The sequence below is a fragment of the Amycolatopsis thermophila genome, assembly GCF_030814215.1.
Lineage (GTDB): Bacteria > Actinomycetota > Actinomycetes > Mycobacteriales > Pseudonocardiaceae > Amycolatopsis_E > Amycolatopsis_E thermophila.
In genome coordinates this window covers 2,418,524-2,436,396 of the sequence record NZ_JAUSUT010000001.1, presented here as the reverse complement: position 1 = coordinate 2,436,396, position 17,873 = coordinate 2,418,524, and the positions used below count along the sequence as shown (strand labels likewise).

Here is a 17,873-nt window from a genome sequence, read left to right as displayed (position 1 = left end):
CTCGCCGGGCTGCCGGCAGGTGCGCCGTCCGGTAGCTCCGGCATCATGCCGGTATGCGCGCGGAACGTCTGGTCGCCCTGCTGTTCACCCTGCAGAGCAGGCGCAGCGCGACCGTGCCGGAGTTGGCCGAGGCGCTCGGCGTGTCGGAGCGGACCATGCACCGCGACATCGCCGCGCTGCAGGCCGCCGGGGTTCCACTGTGGACTGAGACCGGGCGCTACGGCGGCGTCCGCCTCGTCGACGGCTGGCGGACCCGGCTGGACGGGCTCACCTCGCGGGAAGCGGTGGCGATCTTCGCGATGGGGGTGCCCCGCGCGCTCGCCGAACTGGGACTCGGCACCGCGGTTTCCGCCGCGCACGCCAAGGTGTCCGCGACACTGCCCGCCCCGCTGCGCGACCAGGCCCAGCACCTCGCCCAGCGCTTCCACCTCGACGCGCCCGGCTGGTTCCGCTCCGAGGAGGACGCCGAGCACCTCGCCGACATCGCCCGGGCGGTCTGGGAGCAGCGTCGCGCCGGCATCACCTACCAGCGCGGCGACCAGACCGTCGAACGGACCCTCGAGCCGCTCGGCCTCGTCCTCAAGGCCGGCGTCTGGTACCTCGTGGCGCGCACCGGTGACGCCACGCGGACCTACCGCGTCAGCAAGATCCGGACCGTCGACCTGCGCGACGACCGGTTCGAGCGCCCCACCGACTTCGACCTGGCGAGCTGGTGGCAGAAGTCGTCCGCCGAGTTCGAGCGCTCGGTGCACCGGCACCCGGTGAAACTCCGGCTGAGCAGGTGGGGCGTCCGGATGCTGCCCCAGGTCGCCGACCCCGACCTGGCGCTGGCCGCGCTGGACGCCGCCGGCCCGCCGGACGACGACGGCTGGGTCGAGGTCGAACTCGGCCTGGAACAGCCCGACATCGCGGCGAGCATGCTGCTCGGGCTCGGCGTGCACGTCGAGGTCCTGGAGCCACCCGCCGTGCGGGCGGCGTTCGCCGACGCCGCACGGCGGATGGCCGATCGTCACCGGTAGCCGGACGGGTCCGCGGGCTTGCCGGCTTCGACCACCTCGTCGATGTAGCGCCACGCGTCCGGCCGGCTGCCGTCCACATCGTCGAACTCGTAGATCTTCGCCAGCTGCCCGCTGTTCAGCGTCCGCCCCGAGAACCGCGCGTGGTCGGGGTCCGCTGCCAGCGACGCCACCGCCCGCCCGACGAACACCGGCGACTCCGAAATGCCGAAGTGCGGTTCCTTCACCAGCGCGTCCCGCCAGGTCTCCTCGGTCACGCCGAAGTGCTCGAGCATCGCCTCCGACCGCAACCACCCCGGCGTCAGCGCCACCGCCGTCGCCCCGTGCGGGGCGAGGTCGTGCGCCTCGGCCTTGACGATGCTGTGCGAGGCGGCCTTGGCCACGTAGAACCCGATCGACGTGCCCTCGCGGAACTTCGTGTTGTACTCCTCGGTGCCGTCGGTCATCTCCACGACCAGCCCGCCGCGGTTGCGGATCACCAGCGGCAGCAGGAAGTGGCTGGTGACGAGGTGCGCGTCGATGCCCAGCCGGATCGACCGCAGCGCGTGTTCCAGCGGCAGCTCCCACACCGCCTTGCCCCAGCCGATGTACTCGTCGCCGCCCCAGACGCCGTCGACCAGGATGTCCAGCCGCCCCTGCTCCCGGTCGACCCGCTCGGCCAGCGCCTTGACCTGGTCGGGGTCGAGGTGGTCGACCCGGATCGCCGCGCCCCGGCCACCCGCGCCGGTGATCCGCTCCAGCGTCCCCTCGATCGTCTCCGGCCGGTTCACCTCGGACCGGTGCCCCCCGGAGGTCCGCCCGGTGACGTACACGAACGCGCCCCGGCGCCCCAGCTCGACCGCGATCGCCCGGCTCGCCCCGCGCGTGCCGCCCCCGACGAGGGCCACCTTCCCACTCAGTTCGTTGCTCATGCGTCCACCGTGTCGGTGAACCCTGTCAGATCCCGTCATGGTTGCCGTCACCCGCGGGTAAGGGGCTCGTCATGACGATCTGGTGCGCTGGGTGACATGGACGCCCGCCTGCTGGTCTCGCTGTCCGGCATCGGTCCCCGGACGCTGCACCGCTGCGCCGACCTCGCGGCCGAACTGGATCGCCGGAACGTCCCCCTGTCCCTGCTGTTCGCGCCGCGCACCGAAGGAACGGCGGCCACGGCCGCGTGGGTCCGGGAACGCACCCGCCGCGGCGACGGCCTCCTGCTGCACGGTTACGACCACCGCATCCCGCCCGGCCACCGCCGCGTCGGCCTGGGCCGCAAGGCCGAGTTCGCCGCGCTGCCCGCGCACGAGGCGCGGCTGCGGATGATCGCCGCGAAGGCCGACCTGGACAAGCTCGGCCTGTCCGTCGACGGCTTCGCGCCGCCCCGGTGGCTGGCCTCACCCGGCACGCTCGCCGCGGCGCGCGAGCACTTCGCGCTGGTCGCCGACCTCGTCGCGGTGCACGACCTGCGCACGCACACGGTCCACCGGTCGCGGGTGCAGACGTTCGCCGCCCACAACCACCGCACGGAGACGGTGCGGGCGTTCGCGCTCGTGCTCGCCTCGGCGCGGGCCGCGCGGCGCGGCGGTCTGGTGCGGCTCGGGATCGACGCCGCCGACCTGGCCCGGCCCGGCCTCCGGCACGCGTTCCTCGACGCCGTCGACGTCGCGCTGGAAAACCGGGCCTTCGGCACGACCTACGGGAGCTTGACGTCCTCGCCGCGCGTCGGCACGCGCACCTCTGTGCCCTCCGGTGCGAGGTTGGTGAACAGGCCGTAGTGCATGGCCGGGCTCGCGAGCACCGCCTCGTGGATCGGCACGGCGACCCGCGGCGCGACGGCCCGCAGGTAGTCGACCGCCTCCCCGGCCTTGAGCCACGGCGCGCCGGTCGGCAGGCCGAGCACGTCGATCTTCTGCTGGGGCACGAAGAACGAGTCGCCCGGGTGGTAGAAGGCGCCGTGGTCGACGATGTAGCCGACGTTGGGGATGACCGGGATCTCGGCGTGGATCACGGCGTGCTGCCCGCCCACGACGTTGATCGCCGCGCCGCCGATCTCGAAACCGTCGCCGGGGTGGACGACCCGGTACTCCAGGCCGAGCTTCTGCACGGTCTCTTCCGAACCGGGGTCCACGATCAGCTGGGCGTCCGGGTTCGCTTCGAGCAGTTTGGGCAGCTTTTCGCTGTCGATGTGGTCGTAGTGCTGGTGCGTGATCAGGACGGCGTCCAGCTCGCGCTCGCCCTCGAAGCCTTCCGAGAACGCGCCGGGATCGAGCAGGATCCGCGCGTTCCCCGTCTCCAGCAGGACACAGGCGTGTCCGAAGTGGACGATTCGCATCTTTCGCTCCTCCGCGTGGGTTCGCTCCCAGCGTAGGCCTGCGAGAATGGCGTCGCCAAGATCGCCGCGGCGGTATCGCACCCCCTGCCCGGAACCGGGTGTCCACCTGCCGGACCGCGTTGTGGCCGGCGCCCCACGCTCGGGGTGGTGAGCTCGGCCACGGCGTGTGCCATGCTGGTGCTACTGACCAGTAGCGAGGAGGCCAACGATGACCGCCGTGGAGCCCAAGCCGGCCGCCGTCCATGACACGTTCGACTCGCTGAACCCGGCCACCGACGAGGTCGTCGGCACCTACCCCGTGCACACCGCGGAGGACGTGCGGGCCGCCGTCGCCGCCGCGCGCACCGCCGCGCAGTGGTGGGCCGGGCTCGGCTTCGAGGGCCGCGCCGACCGCCTGCGCCGCTGGAACGGGATCCTGACCCACCGCATGCCCGAGCTGTGCGAGGTCGTGAGCCGCGAGACCGGTAAACCCGCCGCGGACGCGCAGCTGGAGGTCGTCCTCGCCGTCGAGCACGTCGCGTGGGCCGCCCGCAACGCCCGCAAGGTCCTCGGCCGCAAGCGCCGCCCGACCGGTCCGCTGCTGTCCAACCACACGGCGAGCGTCGAGTACCAGCCGCTGGGCGTGGTCGGCGTGATCGGGCCGTGGAACTACCCGGTGTACACGCCGATGGGGTCGATCACCTACGCGCTCGCCGCGGGCAACGCGATCGTGTTCAAGCCGAGCGAGTACACCCCCGGCGTGGGCAAGTGGCTCGTCGACACCTTCGCCGAGGTCGTGCCCGAGTACCCGGTGCTGCAGCTGGTCACCGGCTTCGGCGCGACCGGCGCGGCGCTGGTCGGCGCGGGTGTCGACAAGATCGCGTTCACCGGGTCGACCGCGACCGGCAAGAAGATCATGGCCGCGGCGGCCGAGACGCTCACGCCGGTCGTCATCGAGGCGGGTGGCAAGGACCCGCTGATCGTCGACGCCGACGCCGACCTCGACGCGGCCGCCGACGCCGCGGTGTGGGGCGCCTTCTCCAACTCCGGGCAGACGTGCATCGGCGTGGAGCGGGTCTACGTGCACGAGCAGGTCTACGACAAGTTCGTCGACCGGGTGGTGTCGCTGACCCGCGAGGTGAAGCCCGGCAGGCAGTACGGCCCGATGACCATGCCCTCGCAGCTGGACGTCGTCCGCAGGCACATCTCCGACGCGCTGGCCCGCGGCGGACGGGCGCTGACCGGCGGCGCCGACGCGGTCGGTGACCGGTTCGTCGAGCCGACCGTGCTGGTCGACGTGCCGGAGGACTCGGCCGCGGTGCGCGAGGAGACCTTCGGCCCGACCATGACGATCGCCAAGGTGCGCGACATGGACGAGGCGGTCGAGAAGGCCAACGCGACCACCTACGGGCTCGGCTCGACGGTGTTTTCACGCCGCAACGCCGCACGACTGGCCCAACGGCTCAAGGCCGGCATGATCTCGATCAACGCGCCGTTCTCGTTCGCCGGGACCGCGTCGCTGCCGTTCGGCGGCGTGGGCGACTCGGGCTTCGGGCGCATCCACGGGCCGGAGGGCCTGCGCGAGTTCGCGCGCCCGAAGGCCGTCGCCCGCCAGCGGTTCGCGGTGCCGATCAAGCTGACGACGTTCGCCCGCACCGAGAAGACCGACAAGCTGGTGAGCAAGATCGTGACCGGGTTGTACGGGCGGAAGCGCTGACACCGCTCCGGGTAAATCTTCGCCGTACCGTGTGATCGCATCGCCAGCGGGTAACCGAACGTATGCGAAAGATCATCGGTATCGCGGCCGGGGCGGCAATCCTGGGCACGATCGGGATCGCCGCTCCCGCCGCGCAAGCAGCGGCAACACCGTGCAGCGCGCAGGCGAAGGCGTGCCTGCGGCTGTCGACCCACCAGGCCTGGCTCACCAACAACGGTCAGGTGACCCGCGGGCCGGTGCCGGTCACCGTGGGTAAGGCGGGCCACGAGACGCCCACCGGCCGGTTCAGGGTGCAGTACCGGGACGCCGACCACTACAGCAAGGAATTCGACGCCCGGATGCCGTACTCGGTGTTCTTCACGACCACCGGCGTGGCGTTCCACGAGGGCAGCCTGCGCGAGCAGTCGCACGGGTGCGTGCACCTGTCACACTCCGACGCCGTGGCCTTCTACCAGACCCTGCGTACGGGCGACGTGGTCGAGGTAGTGAACTGAGTCCGGTATTTCGGACGGGCCGGGGTATGGTGCGGTCATGCCCCGCCTCGTACCGGCCGTACTCCGGGCCGCGGACATCCTCGAACTGTTCCTCGACGAGCAGGTCCGCCTGTCCGCGGCCGAGATCGCGGAACGCCTCGACCTGCCGCGCTCGACCACGCACGAGCTGCTGACCACGCTCGTCGCCCGCAGGTACCTGGACCGCCAGGCCGGTGACGAGACCGTGTTCCGGCTCGGGCCGAAGGTCCTCGAACTGGGCGCGCGGTACCAGCAGCGCCTGGAGTTCGGCGTCGAGGCGGACGCGGTGGCCCGGCAGGTCGCGGCGCAGTGCGGCGAGACCGTGCACGTCGCGGTGCTCGACGGGCTCGAGGTCGTCTACGTGTCCAAAATCGACTCGACCCACTCGGTGCGGTTGATCTCCGCGGTCGGGCGCCGGTTGCCGGCCAACTGCACGGCGGTGGGGAAGGTCCTGCTCGCCGGACTGTCCCGGGACGAGGTCAACCGCCGGCTCAAGGGCCACAAGCTCGTCGGACTGACCGAGCACAGCGTCACCGCGCGCCCGGAACTGCTGGCGCAGCTGGACGCGGTCCGCGTCATGGGCGTCGCCCACGAGCGCAGTGAGTCCAACCCGGACGCCGGCTGCGTGGCCGCACCGGTCGTCGACTCGCGCGGCGAGTGGGTGGCCGCGATGAGCATCTCGATCCCGACCTCGCGGCACACCGCCGAAGCCTGGAAGCAGTGGGAGAAGCTGGTCCGCGAGGGCGCGGCCGAACTGTCCGGACGGCTCGGCGGCCGCGCCCCCGACCTGAGCTAGGCGGGCAGCACCTGGTCCGGCACGTTCTGGAACGCGACCGGGCGCAGGAACCGCTCGATCGCGGCCGTGCCGACCGACGTGTGCAGCGGCGAGGTGGTCGCCGGGTAGGGGCCGCCGTGGTGCATCGCGTGGGTCACGGCCACGCCGGTCGGCCAGCCGTTCCACACCACGCGCCCGACGTGCTCGGCCAGCTCGTCCACCAGCTCCGCCGCGACCGGGTCGTCGTCCTCGGCCTGCACCGTCCCGGTCAGCTGCCCGTCGAGCGTCCGCGCGACGTCCAGCATTTCGGATTCCGACGAGTACTCGACGACCAGCGACGCCGGCCCGAAGCATTCGGTCTCCAGCGCCTCCCGGTGCTCCAGCACCGCGGCGGCCGTCGTGGCCAGCAGCGACGGCGCCGCACCGCCGTCGACCAGCGTGCGCACCTCGTCGTGCCCGACGAGCTTGCCCAGCGCGTTCGCGTAGCCGGACGCGATCCGGTCGTTGAGCAGCGGCGCGGCGGCCACCTCACGCGCCCGCTCCGCCGCCAGCTCACCCAGCCCGGAACCGGCCGGGACCACGAACAACCCCGGCTTGGTGCACAGCTGGCCCGCGCCCATCGTGAACGAGTCCACGTACCCGGCCGCGATCTCCGCACCGCGCGCCTTCGCGGCCGCCTCGGTCACGAACACCGGGTTCACGCTGCCCAGCTCGCCGTAGAACGGGATCGGGTCCGGGCGCGAGGTGGCCAGGTCGAACAGGGCGCGCCCGGCCACCGGCGATCCGGTGAAGGCCGCGGCCCTGATCCGCGGGTCGGTCAGCGCGGCGCGCCCGTCCTCCTCGCTGTGGATGACGGCGAACACGCCCTCGGGCAGCGCGGCCCGCACGATCTCGCCCGTCGCGTCGGACAGCCGCGGGTGACCCGGGTGCGCCTTGAGCACGACCGGGCACCCCGCGGCGAGCGCCGAAGCCGTGTCACCACCCGCGACCGAGAACGCGAACGGGAAGTTGGACGCCGCGAACACCAGCACCGGGCCGATCGGGCGGCGCGCCAGCACCAGCTTCGGCCGCGGCGCGGGCGGCCACGCCGGATCCGCCTCGTCGACCACCGTGCGCGGCCGGGCCTCCTTGGCCAGCAACCGGAGCTGGAACGTGGTGCGCACGACCTCGCCGCGCAACCGGACCTCCGGGATGTGGGTTTCCTCGTGCGCCAGCGGCACCAGCTCGTCGGCGGCCGCGTCGATCCCGTCCGCGATCTTCTCCAGCGCGGTGGCCCGGTCAGCGCGGGCCCACGAACGGGCCACTCGTGCGGCGGCGTCGAGTGTGTCGTCCAACGACATCAGGTCAGCTCCTTGGCGGTCGACGAGGCGGAGACGGTCGGCGGGGCGGGCACCGCGAGATCCGCGACCGGCAGCGTCGAGCCTACGGATTCCGGCGCGTGGCGGTGCAGCAGCTCGAGGCCGATTTCAGCGCGGCGGACCCGCTCGCGCACCAGCGCGACGGCGGTCGGCGTGAGGTGCGTGCCGCTGGGGTAGATGTTCGGCGCGTTGCGCAGCCCGAACTTGAGGTAGACCGGCGCGGCGACGCGCACGATCTCGGCGATCTCGAAGTGCCGGACGAACCCGCCGAGGTCGTCGGGCGCCTCGACGTAGACGTCCAGCGGCAGGTCGACGGCCGCCCGGATCGCCGCGAGCTGCGCGAGGGTCAGGTCGGTGGGCACGTTGTAGGTCGTGGCGCCGGCCTGCTCGGCCAGCCGGATCGACGCGGGGTTGGCCAGGCCCATCTGCACGCTGATCTTGAACCGCAGATCCACCGGCAGCTCACCGGCGGCGCGCATCCGGTCGGCGACGGTCAGCACCCCCAGGTCGGTGATCAGCACACTGCGGATGCCGGCCTCGGCGGTGCGCCGGATGTCCTCCAGCACGTGGACCAGCTGCTCGGCGCCGCGTGCCTGCGCGGCGAAGGGACCGCCGCCGGACGCGACCGCCGCGGCACCGGTGTCCCACGCGGCGACCGGCCGGGCGAACAGGCTCACCTCGACGCCGCGGCTGCGCGCGAACCCGGCCATCGCACCGAGCTCGGCCCGCGTGAGCAGCATCCCGCCGCTGCCCTGCGACACCCGGTGCACGACGACACCACGCGCGTCGGCCTCGGAGTAGACGGCTTCCAGCGCCTCCGGTCCCTCGACGCTCGGGATCTCCACCCGGTACTGGGCGCCGTCGGGGAACCGCTTGGTGCTCGACGGCAGCTCGGCGGGGTCGCCGGGCGGCAGGCCCAGGGTGCGCAGGAAGTCGCGGGTTCTGTCCACGGTTCACCACCGTTGTTCGAAATTTCGGACGTCTGTCGTAATCCCGGACGACGTTAGGGACTCGCCGGAGCGTGGTCAAGACGGTTGACACCGCCCGAAGGTCGACTTTAGGTTCGGAGGGCCGAACGGTTTCCGAAATCTCGGACAGGACAACGGAGTTCACCCGTGCCCCAAGCCACCCTCCGCAAGATCGCCCTGCGCAAGATCACCCTGCGCCTGCTGCCCTTCCTCGGGCTGCTGTACGTGATCGCCTACGTCGACCGGTCGAACGTCGGGTTCGCGAAGCTGACCCTGCAGTCCGAGCTCGGGCTGTCGGCCACCGTCTACACGCTCGGCCAGGTGTTCTTCTTCGTCGCCTACGCGCTGCTGGAGGTGCCGAGCAACCTCGCGCTGCACCGCTACGGCGCGAACCGCTGGATCGCGCGGATCATGCTCACCTGGGGCCTGGTCACGATCGCGACCGCGCTGGTGTCCACGACCTGGCAGTTCTACCTGGCCCGCTTCGCGCTCGGCGCGGCCGAGGCCGGGTTCTTCCCCGGCGTCATCTACTACCTGACCCGCTGGTTCCCGGAGAGCTCCCGCAGCCGGGCGATCGGGCTGTTCATGCTGGCCGGGCCGGTGTCGTTCATCATCGGCAACCCGGCGATGGGCGCGCTGGGCGACCTGCACGGCGTCCTCGGCCTGGAGGGCTGGCAGTGGATCTTCGTGGCGACCGGGGTGCCGGCCGTGCTGCTCACGCCGGTCGTGCTGTGGGTCCTGCCGAAGACGCCCGAGACCGCCCGTTGGCTGACCGACGACGAGCGCACGTGGCTGACCGGCGAGCTGCGCCGCGAGGCCGAGGCCGCGGGCACCCAGCCGCACAGCCCGTGGGCCGTGCTCAAGGACCGGCGGGTGCTGTCGATGGCCCTGTTCTTCCTGTGCTTCCCGCTGGCCACCTACGGTCTGGCGTTCTGGCTGCCGACGATCGTCAAAGGCTTCGGCGACCTGTCCGGGTTCGGCGTCGGTGCCGTGTCGGCGATCCCGTACGTCTGCGTCATGGCCGGTCTCCTCGTGGTGCCGCGGCTGGCGAACCGGCGCGAGGCGCCGTTCGGCTGGCTCGCGCTGATGCTCGTGTTGTCCATCGCCGGGTTCCTGCTCGCCGCCACCGCGGCCGCGCCGTGGCTGCAGATGGTCGGCCTGTGCGTCGCCTCGGTGGGCGGCTACGCGGCCCAGCCGGTGATGTGGGGCCTGGTGCCGAAGTTCCTCGCCGGGGCGACCGCGGCCGCCGGGATCGCGGCGATCAACGGCATCGGCAACCTCGGCGGCGGCTTCGGCCCGATGGGCATCGCGGCGATCGTCGACGCCACCGGCTCGGCCGTCACCGGGCTGTACTTCCTGATCGCGGTGTCCGTGCTCGGCCTGGCCGGCACGTACGGACTGCGCCGGGTGCTGCGCCGCCGGGCAGCCACCGCGCAGTCACCGGCACCGGTCACGCACCAGAGGTAGCCAGGTCACACCCGTCACCACCCTCGACGGGGTGGCCGCGCATCACAGCTAGACTCGGGGGGTACCGCCTACCTGCGATTACTGGAGCGACCCGCCGTGGCCCGTGTGGTGGTTGACGTCATGCCCAAGCCCGAGATCCTCGACCCGCAAGGTCAGGCCGTCGCCGGGGCGCTGCCGCGGCTCGGCTTCACCGGGGTCACCTCGGTGCGCCAGGGCAAGCACTTCGAGCTCGAGGTCGACGACTCGGTCGACGACGAGACGCTCGCCAAGATCGCCGAGGGCTTCCTCGCCAACCCGGTGATCGAGGAATGGACCGTGCGGAGGCTCTCGTGAAGATCGGTGTCATCACCTTCCCCGGCACGCTCGACGACGTCGACGCGATCCGCGCCGCCCGCTACGCCGACGCCGAGGCGGTGTCGCTGTGGCACGCCGACGAAGACCTGCACGGCGTCGACGCGGTGATCGTGCCCGGCGGCTTCTCCTACGGCGACTACCTGCGCTGCGGCGCGATCGCCCGCTTCGCCCCGGTCATGTCGTCGGTCATCGACGCGGCCAAGGGCGGGATGCCGGTGCTCGGCATCTGCAACGGCTTCCAGATCCTGTGCGAGGCCGGGCTGCTGCCGGGCGCGCTGGTGCGGAACAAGAAGCTGCACTTCGTGTGCCGCGACCAGTGGCTGCGCGTGGAGAACAACACCACGGCGTGGACGACCCGCTTCGAGGCCGGCGCCGAGGTGCTGATCCCGCTGAAGTCCGGTGAGGGCGGCTACGTCGCCGACCAGTCCACTTTGGACGAGCTGGAGGGCGAGGGCCGCGTGGTGTTCCGCTACGTCGGCGAGAACCCGAACGGCTCGCGCGACGACATCGCCGGCATCTGCAGCGCCAACGGCCGCGTCGTGGGCCTGATGCCGCACCCCGAGCACGCGATCGACGCGCTGACCGGCCCGAGCGACGACGGGCTGGGCCTGTTCTTCAGCGTGGTGGACAGCCTGGTCAGCGCCTGACCTTCGCGGGTCCTCCGGGGGCACCCCGGAGGACCGTCACCCCACCTGCGCCGCGGTGACCAGCCGCGAGTAGGGACCGTTCGCGGCGAGCAGTTCGGCGTGCGTGCCCAGCTCGGTGATCCGCCCGGACTCCAGCACCGCGACCCGGTCGGCGGACGCCGCGGTGTGCAGCCGGTGCGCGATCGCGATCACCGTCCGGCCCTCGAGCACCCCGCTCAGCGAGCGCTCCAGGTTGCGCGCCGACGAGGTGTCCAGCAGCGACGTCGCCTCGTCGAGCACCACCGTGTGCGGGTCGGCCAGCACGACGCGCGCCAGCGCGAGCTGCTGCGCGATCGCCGCCGGAACCGCCAGCGCGCCCGACCCGAGCTTGGTCGCCAGTCCGTCCGGGAGCCCGTCGAACCACTCGCGCAGCCCGACCGCCGCCAGCGCCCGCACCAGCTGCTCGTCGGACCACGTGCCCGCGGGCAGCGTCAGGTTCTCCCGCAGCGTCCCGGCGAACACGTGGTGCTCCTGCGTCAGCAGCAGCACCTCGCCGCGCAGCACGTCCTCGGCCAGCTCGGACACCTCCGCGCCGCCGATCGTCACCGAGCCCGCGCCGGGCGCGGCGACCCCGGCGAGCAGCCGGCCCAGCGTCGACTTACCCGCGCCGGACGGCCCGACGATCGCCAGCCGCTGCCCCGGCGGCACGCGCAGGTCGATGCCGTGCAGCACCTCGCGGCCCGTCGAGTAGCCGTAGTGCACGTCGCGCACCACGATCTCCTGGCCGCGCGGCACCACCGACCCGGTGCGGCTGTCCTCGCCCCGGACACCCAGGACGCGGCGCAGCGCGGTGCCGGAGACCTGCAGGTCCTCGATCCACCACATCGCCTCTTCGAGCGGCCCGGCCAGTGCCTGCACGTAGACCACCATCGTGGTGATCGTGCCCAGCCCGACCAGGCCCTCGCCGTAGGCCCAGCCGCCCAGCAGCAGCATCGCCGCGACCGGTGCGACCTGCGCGATCTGCAGCCACGGGATCCAGCGGACAGTCACGTTCCGCAACCGCTGCTCGCCGCGGACCGCCGCGCCCAGCCTGCGGCGCCCCAGCGCGATGCGGCGCCCGGTGAGCCCGAGCGCCTCGGCGGTGCGCGCCCCCTCGGCCGTCTCGTGCAGGCTCGACTGCACCTGCGACCACTGGTCGAGCATCTCCTCGACGATCCCCGGTGCCCGGCGCACGTACCAGCGCAGGGTCAGCACCAGGATCGGCACCGCCACCAGCAGTCCGAGCGACAGCAGCGGCGAGGTGACGATCATCCCACCGACGGTCAGGACGATCGTGATGAGCGCGATCGAGATCTCCGGGATCGCGTTGCGGACCGAGAAGTCGATCCGGTCGGCGTCCGTGGTAGCCCGGCTGATCAGGTCACCCGTCCCCGCCGCCTCGACCGTGCCCAGCGGCAGCCGCAACGCCCGCCCGACGAAACCCTCCCTTGTCTCGGCGAGCACCCGCTCGCCCAGCACGCCGGCGCGGAACCGGGCGAGCCGCTTGAGCACCGCCTGCACCACGAGGATCACGACGAACGCCAGCGCGAGCAGGTCGATCCGGCCGGACCCGGACGCGGCGAGGTCCACCAGGTGGCCGAGGATCTGCGGACCGGCGAGCCCGGCGATCGCGGCCAGGCCGAACAGCCCGATCACGGTGCCGAACTCGCGCCGGTTCACGCGCAGCAGGTCGCGTGCCCAGCGCCGGGCCTCGGCGCCGGTCGCGAGCGCTAGCTTGACGCGCATGTGATCACCTCGTCCGCCACCGCTTTCCACAGTGGACTTTCCGTGAAGACGACGGTCGTGCGGCCGCGCCGCAGCTCGGTGACCCGCTCGGTGATGCGGGCCTCGGTGTGCGCGTCGACGGCCGACGTCGGTTCGTCGAGCAGCAGGGTGTCGGCGTCCAGTGCCAGCGCGCGGGCCAGGTTCAGCCGCTGCCGCTGGCCGCCGGACACCTCACGGCCGCGCTCGCCGATCAGCTCGTCCAGCCCGTCGGGCAGTCCCTCGACGATGTCCTCGGCGTCGGCCGCCCACAGCGCGACCTCCGCCCGGTCCGCGGGGACCAGCTGCTCACGCAGGACGCCGGAGAACCACATGTCCTGGTTGTGCGCGTACACCACGCGGGACCGCAGCTCGGACAGGGCCACCTGGTCGGCGGGCACGCCGGACACGAGCACCCGCTCGCCCGGCTCGGGGTCGGCGAAGCGGGACAGCCGCTCGGCCAGCGCCTCGGCGTCCGGGCCGAGGTCCACGACCGTCAGCTTCCCGGCGATCGCGGTGAACCCGGACCGGGTGTCGTGCAGCTCCAGCGGCCCGTCCGGCAACGCCACGGGCGAATCCGGCTCGGACAGCAATGGCCGCAGGCTCAGCAGGCCGCACACCTTCTTCGCCGACACCATCGCCGAGGCGAACGCGTCGGTGAACTCGGTCGCCGTGCTCACCGGCACCACCAGGAACACCGAAGCCGAGTAGAACGCCACCAGCTCGCCGACGCTGATCGTGCCGGCGGCGACGAGCCGCGCGCCGAGCCACGTGATGGCCACCGTGACCAGGCCCGGCAGCAGCACCTCGGCACCGGTCAGCCACGACTCGCTGCGCGACACCTCGACACCGGCCCGCCGGACCCGCCGGCTGGCGCCCCGGAAGCGGCCGAGGAACTGCTGCTCCCCACCCACGCCGCGGAGGATCCGCAGGCCGGAGGCGATGTCCGCGGCCAGCGCGTTGACGCTGGACAGCTCCTCGCGCTGGGTCTCCTTGCGGCGTTGCAGCGGCGCGACCAGCCGTCCCATGCTCAGCGTCGCGAGCGGGACACCGACCAGCGCGATCGTGCCCAGCAGCGGCGACATGCCCAGCAGCACCACGCTGACCGTGAGGAACGCGATGACCGATCCGAACAGCCGGCCGGTCACCTCGAACACGTTGCCGATGTGGTTGATGTCCGAGGACGACACCGCCATCACGTCACCGGTCTCGGCCTGCGACCGCAGCGAAGCGCCCAGGCGCGCGGTGTGCTCGACGACCAGTTCCTGCGTCATCGCCGCGCCGTGGATCCACATGGTGTGCACGGCGTGGACGAGCGCGCCGCCGCACACCGCCTGGGCGACGCCGAGCAGCGCGACCAGGCCGGCCCCGCCGAGCAACGGCTCACCCGCGCGGATGTCCTCGATCACGCCGCCGATCGCCAGCGGCAGCGAGGCGCCCGGCAGCAGCCACAGGGCGCCGAGCACGCACGCGCACACGGCGAGCCGGGGCCGCGCCCGCAGGAGCGCGCCCAGGAACCGCAGTGGCGTGAGCCGGGCCGGAAGGCGCATGACAACAGACGGTAAGTGCCCCAGCTCACCTCACGCGACCGATTTTCTGCCGGTCAGAGCGTTGCAAGTACCCTGGAGACCGTGACCGACACCCTGGCCATCGACACGACCGAGCGGGCCGCGGAAACGCCGGACCTGCCCCAGCCCTACCGCGAGCTCGGGCTCGCCGACGACGAGTACGCGCGCATCCGCGAGATCCTGGGCAGGCGGCCGACGGACGCCGAACTGGCCATGTACTCGGTGATGTGGAGCGAGCACTGCTCGTACAAGTCGTCGAAGAAGCACCTGCGCTACTTCGGCGAGACCACCACCGAGGAGATGCGCTCGAAGATGCTCGCCGGGATCGGCGAGAACGCCGGTGTCGTCGACATCGGTGACGGCTGGGCGGTCACGTTCAAGGTCGAAAGCCACAACCATCCGTCCTATGTGGAGCCCTACCAGGGAGCCGCCACGGGTGTCGGCGGCATCGTGCGCGACATCCTCGCGATGGGCGCGCGGCCGCTCGCGGTGGCCGACTCGCTGCGCTTCGGCCCGGCCGACGCACCGGACACCCGACGCGTGCTGCCGGGTGTCGTGGCCGGCGTCGCCGGGTACGGCAACTGCCTGGGCCTGCCCAACGTCGGTGGCGAGGTCGTCTTCGACGCCAGCTACGCGGGCAACCCGCTGGTCAACGCGCTGTGCGTGGGCGCGATGCGTACCGAGGACCTGCACCTGGCGTTCGCGTCGGGCACCGGCAACAAGATCATCCTGTTCGGCGCGCGCACCGGTCTGGACGGCATCGGCGGCGTGTCGGTGCTGGCCAGTGACGTGTTCACGGACGACGCGACGGGATCTTCCACGGGCGGCCGCAAGAAGCTGCCGAGCGTGCAGGTCGGCGACCCGTTCACCGAGAAGGTGCTCATCGAGTGCTGCCTCGAGCTGTTCGCCCGGAAGCTCGTCGTCGGCATCCAGGACCTCGGCGGTGCCGGGTTGTCCTGCGCGACGTCGGAGCTGGCCGCGGCCGGTGACGGCGGCATGCACGTCGAGCTGGACCGGGTGCCGCTGCGCGCGGAGGGCATGACCCCGGCGGAGATCCTCTCCAGCGAGTCGCAGGAGCGGATGTGCGCGGTCGTCGAACCGTCCAAGGTGGACGACTTCCTCGCGGTGTGCCGGAAGTGGGACGTGATCGCCACGGTGATCGGCGAGGTCACCGACGGCGACAACCTGGTGGTCACCTGGCACGGCGAGACCGTGGTGGACGTGCCGCCGCGCACGGTGGCGCACCAGGGCCCGGTGTACGACCGCCCGGTCGCCCGTCCGTCCACCCAGGACGCCCTGCAGGCGGACACCCCCGCGAAGCTGCACCGTCCGTCCACTCCGGACGAGCTGCGGGAGACGCTGCTGAAGGTCATCTCGTCGCCGAACCAGGCGTCGAAGGAGTGGGTGACCGACCAGTACGACCGGTACGTGCGCGGCAACACCGTGTTGGCGCAGCCCTCCGACGGCGGCATGATCCGGATCGACGAGGAGACCGGCCGCGGGGTCGCGGTGTCGACCGACTGCAACAGCCGGTTCGTGTACCTCGACCCGTACGCGGGGGCGCAGATCGCGCTCGCCGAGGCGTACCGCAACGTCGCGACCACGGGCGCGACGCCGCTCGCCGTCACCGACTGCCTGAACTTCGGCGCGCCGACGGACCCGGGCGTGATGTGGCAGTTCGAGCAGGCCGTGCACGGCATCGCGGACGGCTGCGCGCAGCTGGGCATCCCGGTGACCGGCGGCAACGTGAGCTTCTACAACCAGACCGGTGAGACGGCCATCCTGCCGACGCCGGTGGTCGGGGTACTCGGCGTGATCGACGACGTGCGGCGCCGGATCCCGACCGGGATCGGCGCGGAGGCCGGCGAGACTCTGCTGCTGCTGGGCGACACGCACGACGAGTTCGGCGGTTCGGCGTGGGCGCACATCGTGCACGGTCACCTGGGCGGCCTGCCGCCGAAGGTCGACCTGGAGCGCGAGCGGCTGCTGGCGGAGATCCTGGTCGCCGGGTCGCGGGACGGGATGATCTCGGCCGCGCACGACCTGTCCGACGGCGGTCTGGCGCAGGCGCTGGTGGAGATGGTGCTGATCGGCCAGTGCGGCGCGCGGGCCCTGCTGGACGAGGACGCGGACCCGTTCGTGCAGCTGTTCTCGGAATCGACCGGGCGGGTGCTGGTCGCGGTGCCGCGGACGGAGGAGCTGCGGTTCACCGAGATGTGCAGCGCGCGCGGCCTGCCGTGGCGCAAGGCCGGCGTGGTGGACCCGGAGGCGGGCGGCCTGGAGATCCAGGGCGTGGCGACCTTCGGCTTCGAAGAACTGCGCGAGGCCTTCGAGGGCACGCTGCCCGCCCTGTTCGACTGAGGTTCACACGAGCGTGGCGCGGCCCTCGGCCGCCGGTTCGAGCGACCAGGTCGCGGGAAGCCGGACATCCCGCGCCTGGTCGACCTCGACGCCGGCGAAGTCGACCGTGACGGGCTCGCGGGCCAGCCGGAAGTCCACGTCCCCGCCGAACCGGGCCCCCGACAGGTACAGACCGCCCTCCACGACCGCGTCGTGCAGCGACACGCGCCCCGCCAGCTCCGCGCCGGCGAAGCTGACGTCACGGCGGAAGCGGGCGCCGTCGAGCACGAGGTCGTGCTCGGAGCACATCCCCAGGAAAACGACGGTGTCCTCGAACTCGGCACCGCCCAGGTAGATCCCGTCGCCCGGCCGGACGCCGGTGAAGTACGCGCGCTTGCCGAACCGGGTCCCGGCGAACTGCGTGACGTGCTGGAGTTCGGCGTTCTCCAGCAGCAGCTGACCGACCACGCGATCGGACAGGTTCAGGCGGGTCACCCTGGCCCCGGTCAGGTCGAGGTCGTAGACGGGCGCGCCGGGTGTGGCGACGTGCGGGAGCAACCGCCGGATGAGGCGCTTCGCCGTCAGCCGGACCTGCTGTTCACGGCTCGCCTCCGCCTCGTCGGTCTCGTCACCGAAGCCGGGGTGGGGGAAGGGACGGCGGAGGTAGGAGCAGAGCACGTCGAGCACGGTTTGCGTGTACTCCGGGTTGCTGCGGGCCAGGCCGGCGAGCGCGTGCAGCGCCCCGACGCGCACCTGATCGGCCTCGGAGCCGAGGAGTTCCACCGACTTGGCGAAGCGTTCGTCGGTGACGCGTTCCCGGTCGCGTTCCGCGCGGAGCAGCTCCAGCTCGTGGCGCTCGCGCTCGGTTTCCTGGCGCCGCTCCTCGACGCGGCGCCTGCGGTCGTTGAGCCACAACGCGTACAGCGCGATCACCGCGCCGCTGGCCAGGCCGCCGGTGCGCAGGGCGTCCGACCGGGTGGTCGCCGGGTCGGTCAGCAGCCACCCGCTCACCGCGATGAGCAGCCCCACGGCCACGAGGATCGTCACGAACAGCGGCGCCTGGCGATCACGCATGCCGGAAC

Annotated in this window: 16 protein-coding genes; 9 read left to right on the top strand and 7 right to left on the bottom strand. The window is 72.3% G+C overall.

What is annotated here, in order from left to right; all coding sequences use genetic code 11:
• The first annotated feature begins 53 nt into the window (after positions 1-53).
• Positions 54-1,019 carry a helix-turn-helix transcriptional regulator gene (locus FB470_RS12070; protein WP_306991127.1) on the top strand — a complete coding sequence of 322 codons (966 nt, stop codon included), beginning with the start codon at positions 54-56 and terminating at the stop codon, positions 1,017-1,019.
• On the opposite strand, the gene FB470_RS12065 is transcribed toward FB470_RS12070, so the two are convergent.
• On the bottom strand, positions 1,010-1,927 hold the full coding sequence (locus tag FB470_RS12065; protein ID WP_306991125.1) for an SDR family oxidoreductase: 918 nt from the start codon (positions 1,925-1,927) through the stop codon (positions 1,010-1,012). The genes FB470_RS12070 and FB470_RS12065 overlap by 10 nt on opposite strands.
• A gap of 96 nt (positions 1,928-2,023) precedes the next feature.
• On the opposite strand from FB470_RS12065, the gene FB470_RS12060 reads away from it, so the two are divergent.
• On the top strand, positions 2,024-2,770 hold the full coding sequence (locus FB470_RS12060; RefSeq protein WP_306991123.1) for a DUF2334 domain-containing protein: 747 nt from the start codon (positions 2,024-2,026) through the stop codon (positions 2,768-2,770).
• Here FB470_RS12060 and FB470_RS12055 read toward each other — a convergent pair.
• Positions 2,689-3,327 carry an MBL fold metallo-hydrolase gene (locus FB470_RS12055; protein ID WP_306991121.1) on the bottom strand — a complete coding sequence of 213 codons (639 nt, stop codon included), beginning with the start codon at positions 3,325-3,327 and terminating at the stop codon, positions 2,689-2,691. The genes FB470_RS12060 and FB470_RS12055 overlap by 82 nt on opposite strands.
• 208 nt (positions 3,328-3,535) lie before the next feature.
• Here FB470_RS12055 and FB470_RS12050 point away from each other — a divergent pair, with 208 nt between their 5' ends.
• From FB470_RS12050 to FB470_RS12040, 3 genes are all read left to right on the top strand, one after another.
• Complete coding sequence (locus FB470_RS12050) at positions 3,536-5,023, top strand: aldehyde dehydrogenase family protein (RefSeq protein ID WP_306991120.1); 1,488 nt, start codon at positions 3,536-3,538, stop codon at positions 5,021-5,023.
• A 62-nt stretch (positions 5,024-5,085) separates the two neighbouring features.
• Complete coding sequence (locus FB470_RS12045) at positions 5,086-5,517, top strand: L,D-transpeptidase (RefSeq protein ID WP_306991118.1); 432 nt, start codon at positions 5,086-5,088, stop codon at positions 5,515-5,517.
• Positions 5,518-5,554: 37 nt separating this feature from the next.
• Complete coding sequence (locus FB470_RS12040; RefSeq protein ID WP_306991117.1) at positions 5,555-6,331, top strand: IclR family transcriptional regulator; 777 nt, start codon at positions 5,555-5,557, stop codon at positions 6,329-6,331.
• Here the strand turns inward: FB470_RS12040 and FB470_RS12035 are convergent.
• Both FB470_RS12035 and FB470_RS12030 read right to left on the bottom strand, forming a co-directional pair.
• Complete coding sequence (locus FB470_RS12035) at positions 6,328-7,650, bottom strand: aldehyde dehydrogenase (NADP(+)) (RefSeq protein ID WP_306991116.1); 1,323 nt, start codon at positions 7,648-7,650, stop codon at positions 6,328-6,330. The two genes, FB470_RS12040 and FB470_RS12035, sit on opposite strands and share 4 nt — an antisense overlap.
• A complete protein-coding gene (locus tag FB470_RS12030; protein WP_306991114.1) occupies positions 7,650-8,618 on the bottom strand; it encodes a U32 family peptidase in 969 nt (322 codons plus the stop codon). The genes FB470_RS12035 and FB470_RS12030 overlap by 1 nt, the downstream gene beginning before the upstream one ends.
• A 165-nt stretch (positions 8,619-8,783) precedes the next feature.
• Between FB470_RS12030 and FB470_RS12025 the strand changes: the two genes are divergently transcribed.
• From FB470_RS12025 to purQ, 3 genes are all read left to right on the top strand, one after another.
• Positions 8,784-10,103 (top strand): MFS transporter, encoded by a 1,320-nt coding sequence (locus FB470_RS12025; RefSeq protein WP_306991112.1) that lies wholly within the window; start codon positions 8,784-8,786, stop codon positions 10,101-10,103.
• A 96-nt stretch (positions 10,104-10,199) separates the two neighbouring features.
• A complete protein-coding gene (gene purS, locus FB470_RS12020) occupies positions 10,200-10,436 on the top strand; it encodes a phosphoribosylformylglycinamidine synthase subunit PurS (RefSeq protein ID WP_020421402.1) in 237 nt (78 codons plus the stop codon).
• Positions 10,433-11,104, top strand: a complete 672-nt coding sequence (gene purQ, locus FB470_RS12015; protein WP_306991108.1) for a phosphoribosylformylglycinamidine synthase subunit PurQ — start codon at positions 10,433-10,435, stop codon at positions 11,102-11,104. The genes purS and purQ overlap by 4 nt, the downstream gene beginning before the upstream one ends.
• A gap of 36 nt (positions 11,105-11,140) precedes the next feature.
• Here purQ and FB470_RS12010 read toward each other — a convergent pair whose 3' ends face one another.
• On the bottom strand, positions 11,141-12,868 hold the full coding sequence (locus FB470_RS12010; RefSeq protein ID WP_306991106.1) for an ABC transporter ATP-binding protein: 1,728 nt from the start codon (positions 12,866-12,868) through the stop codon (positions 11,141-11,143).
• Positions 12,853-14,433 carry an ABC transporter transmembrane domain-containing protein gene (locus tag FB470_RS12005; RefSeq protein ID WP_306991104.1) on the bottom strand — a complete coding sequence of 527 codons (1,581 nt, stop codon included), beginning with the start codon at positions 14,431-14,433 and terminating at the stop codon, positions 12,853-12,855. Before FB470_RS12005 ends, FB470_RS12010 begins: the two co-directional genes overlap by 16 nt.
• Before the next feature lie 81 nt (positions 14,434-14,514).
• Between FB470_RS12005 and purL the strand changes: the two genes are divergently transcribed.
• Positions 14,515-16,812, top strand: coding sequence for a phosphoribosylformylglycinamidine synthase subunit PurL (gene purL / locus FB470_RS12000; protein ID WP_306991103.1), 2,298 nt, complete (start codon positions 14,515-14,517; stop codon positions 16,810-16,812).
• Between the two features lie 3 nt (positions 16,813-16,815).
• Here purL and FB470_RS11995 read toward each other — a convergent pair whose 3' ends face one another.
• Positions 16,816-17,865 carry a pentapeptide repeat-containing protein gene (locus FB470_RS11995; RefSeq protein WP_306991101.1) on the bottom strand — a complete coding sequence of 350 codons (1,050 nt, stop codon included), beginning with the start codon at positions 17,863-17,865 and terminating at the stop codon, positions 16,816-16,818.
• Positions 17,866-17,873 lie beyond the last annotated feature (8 nt).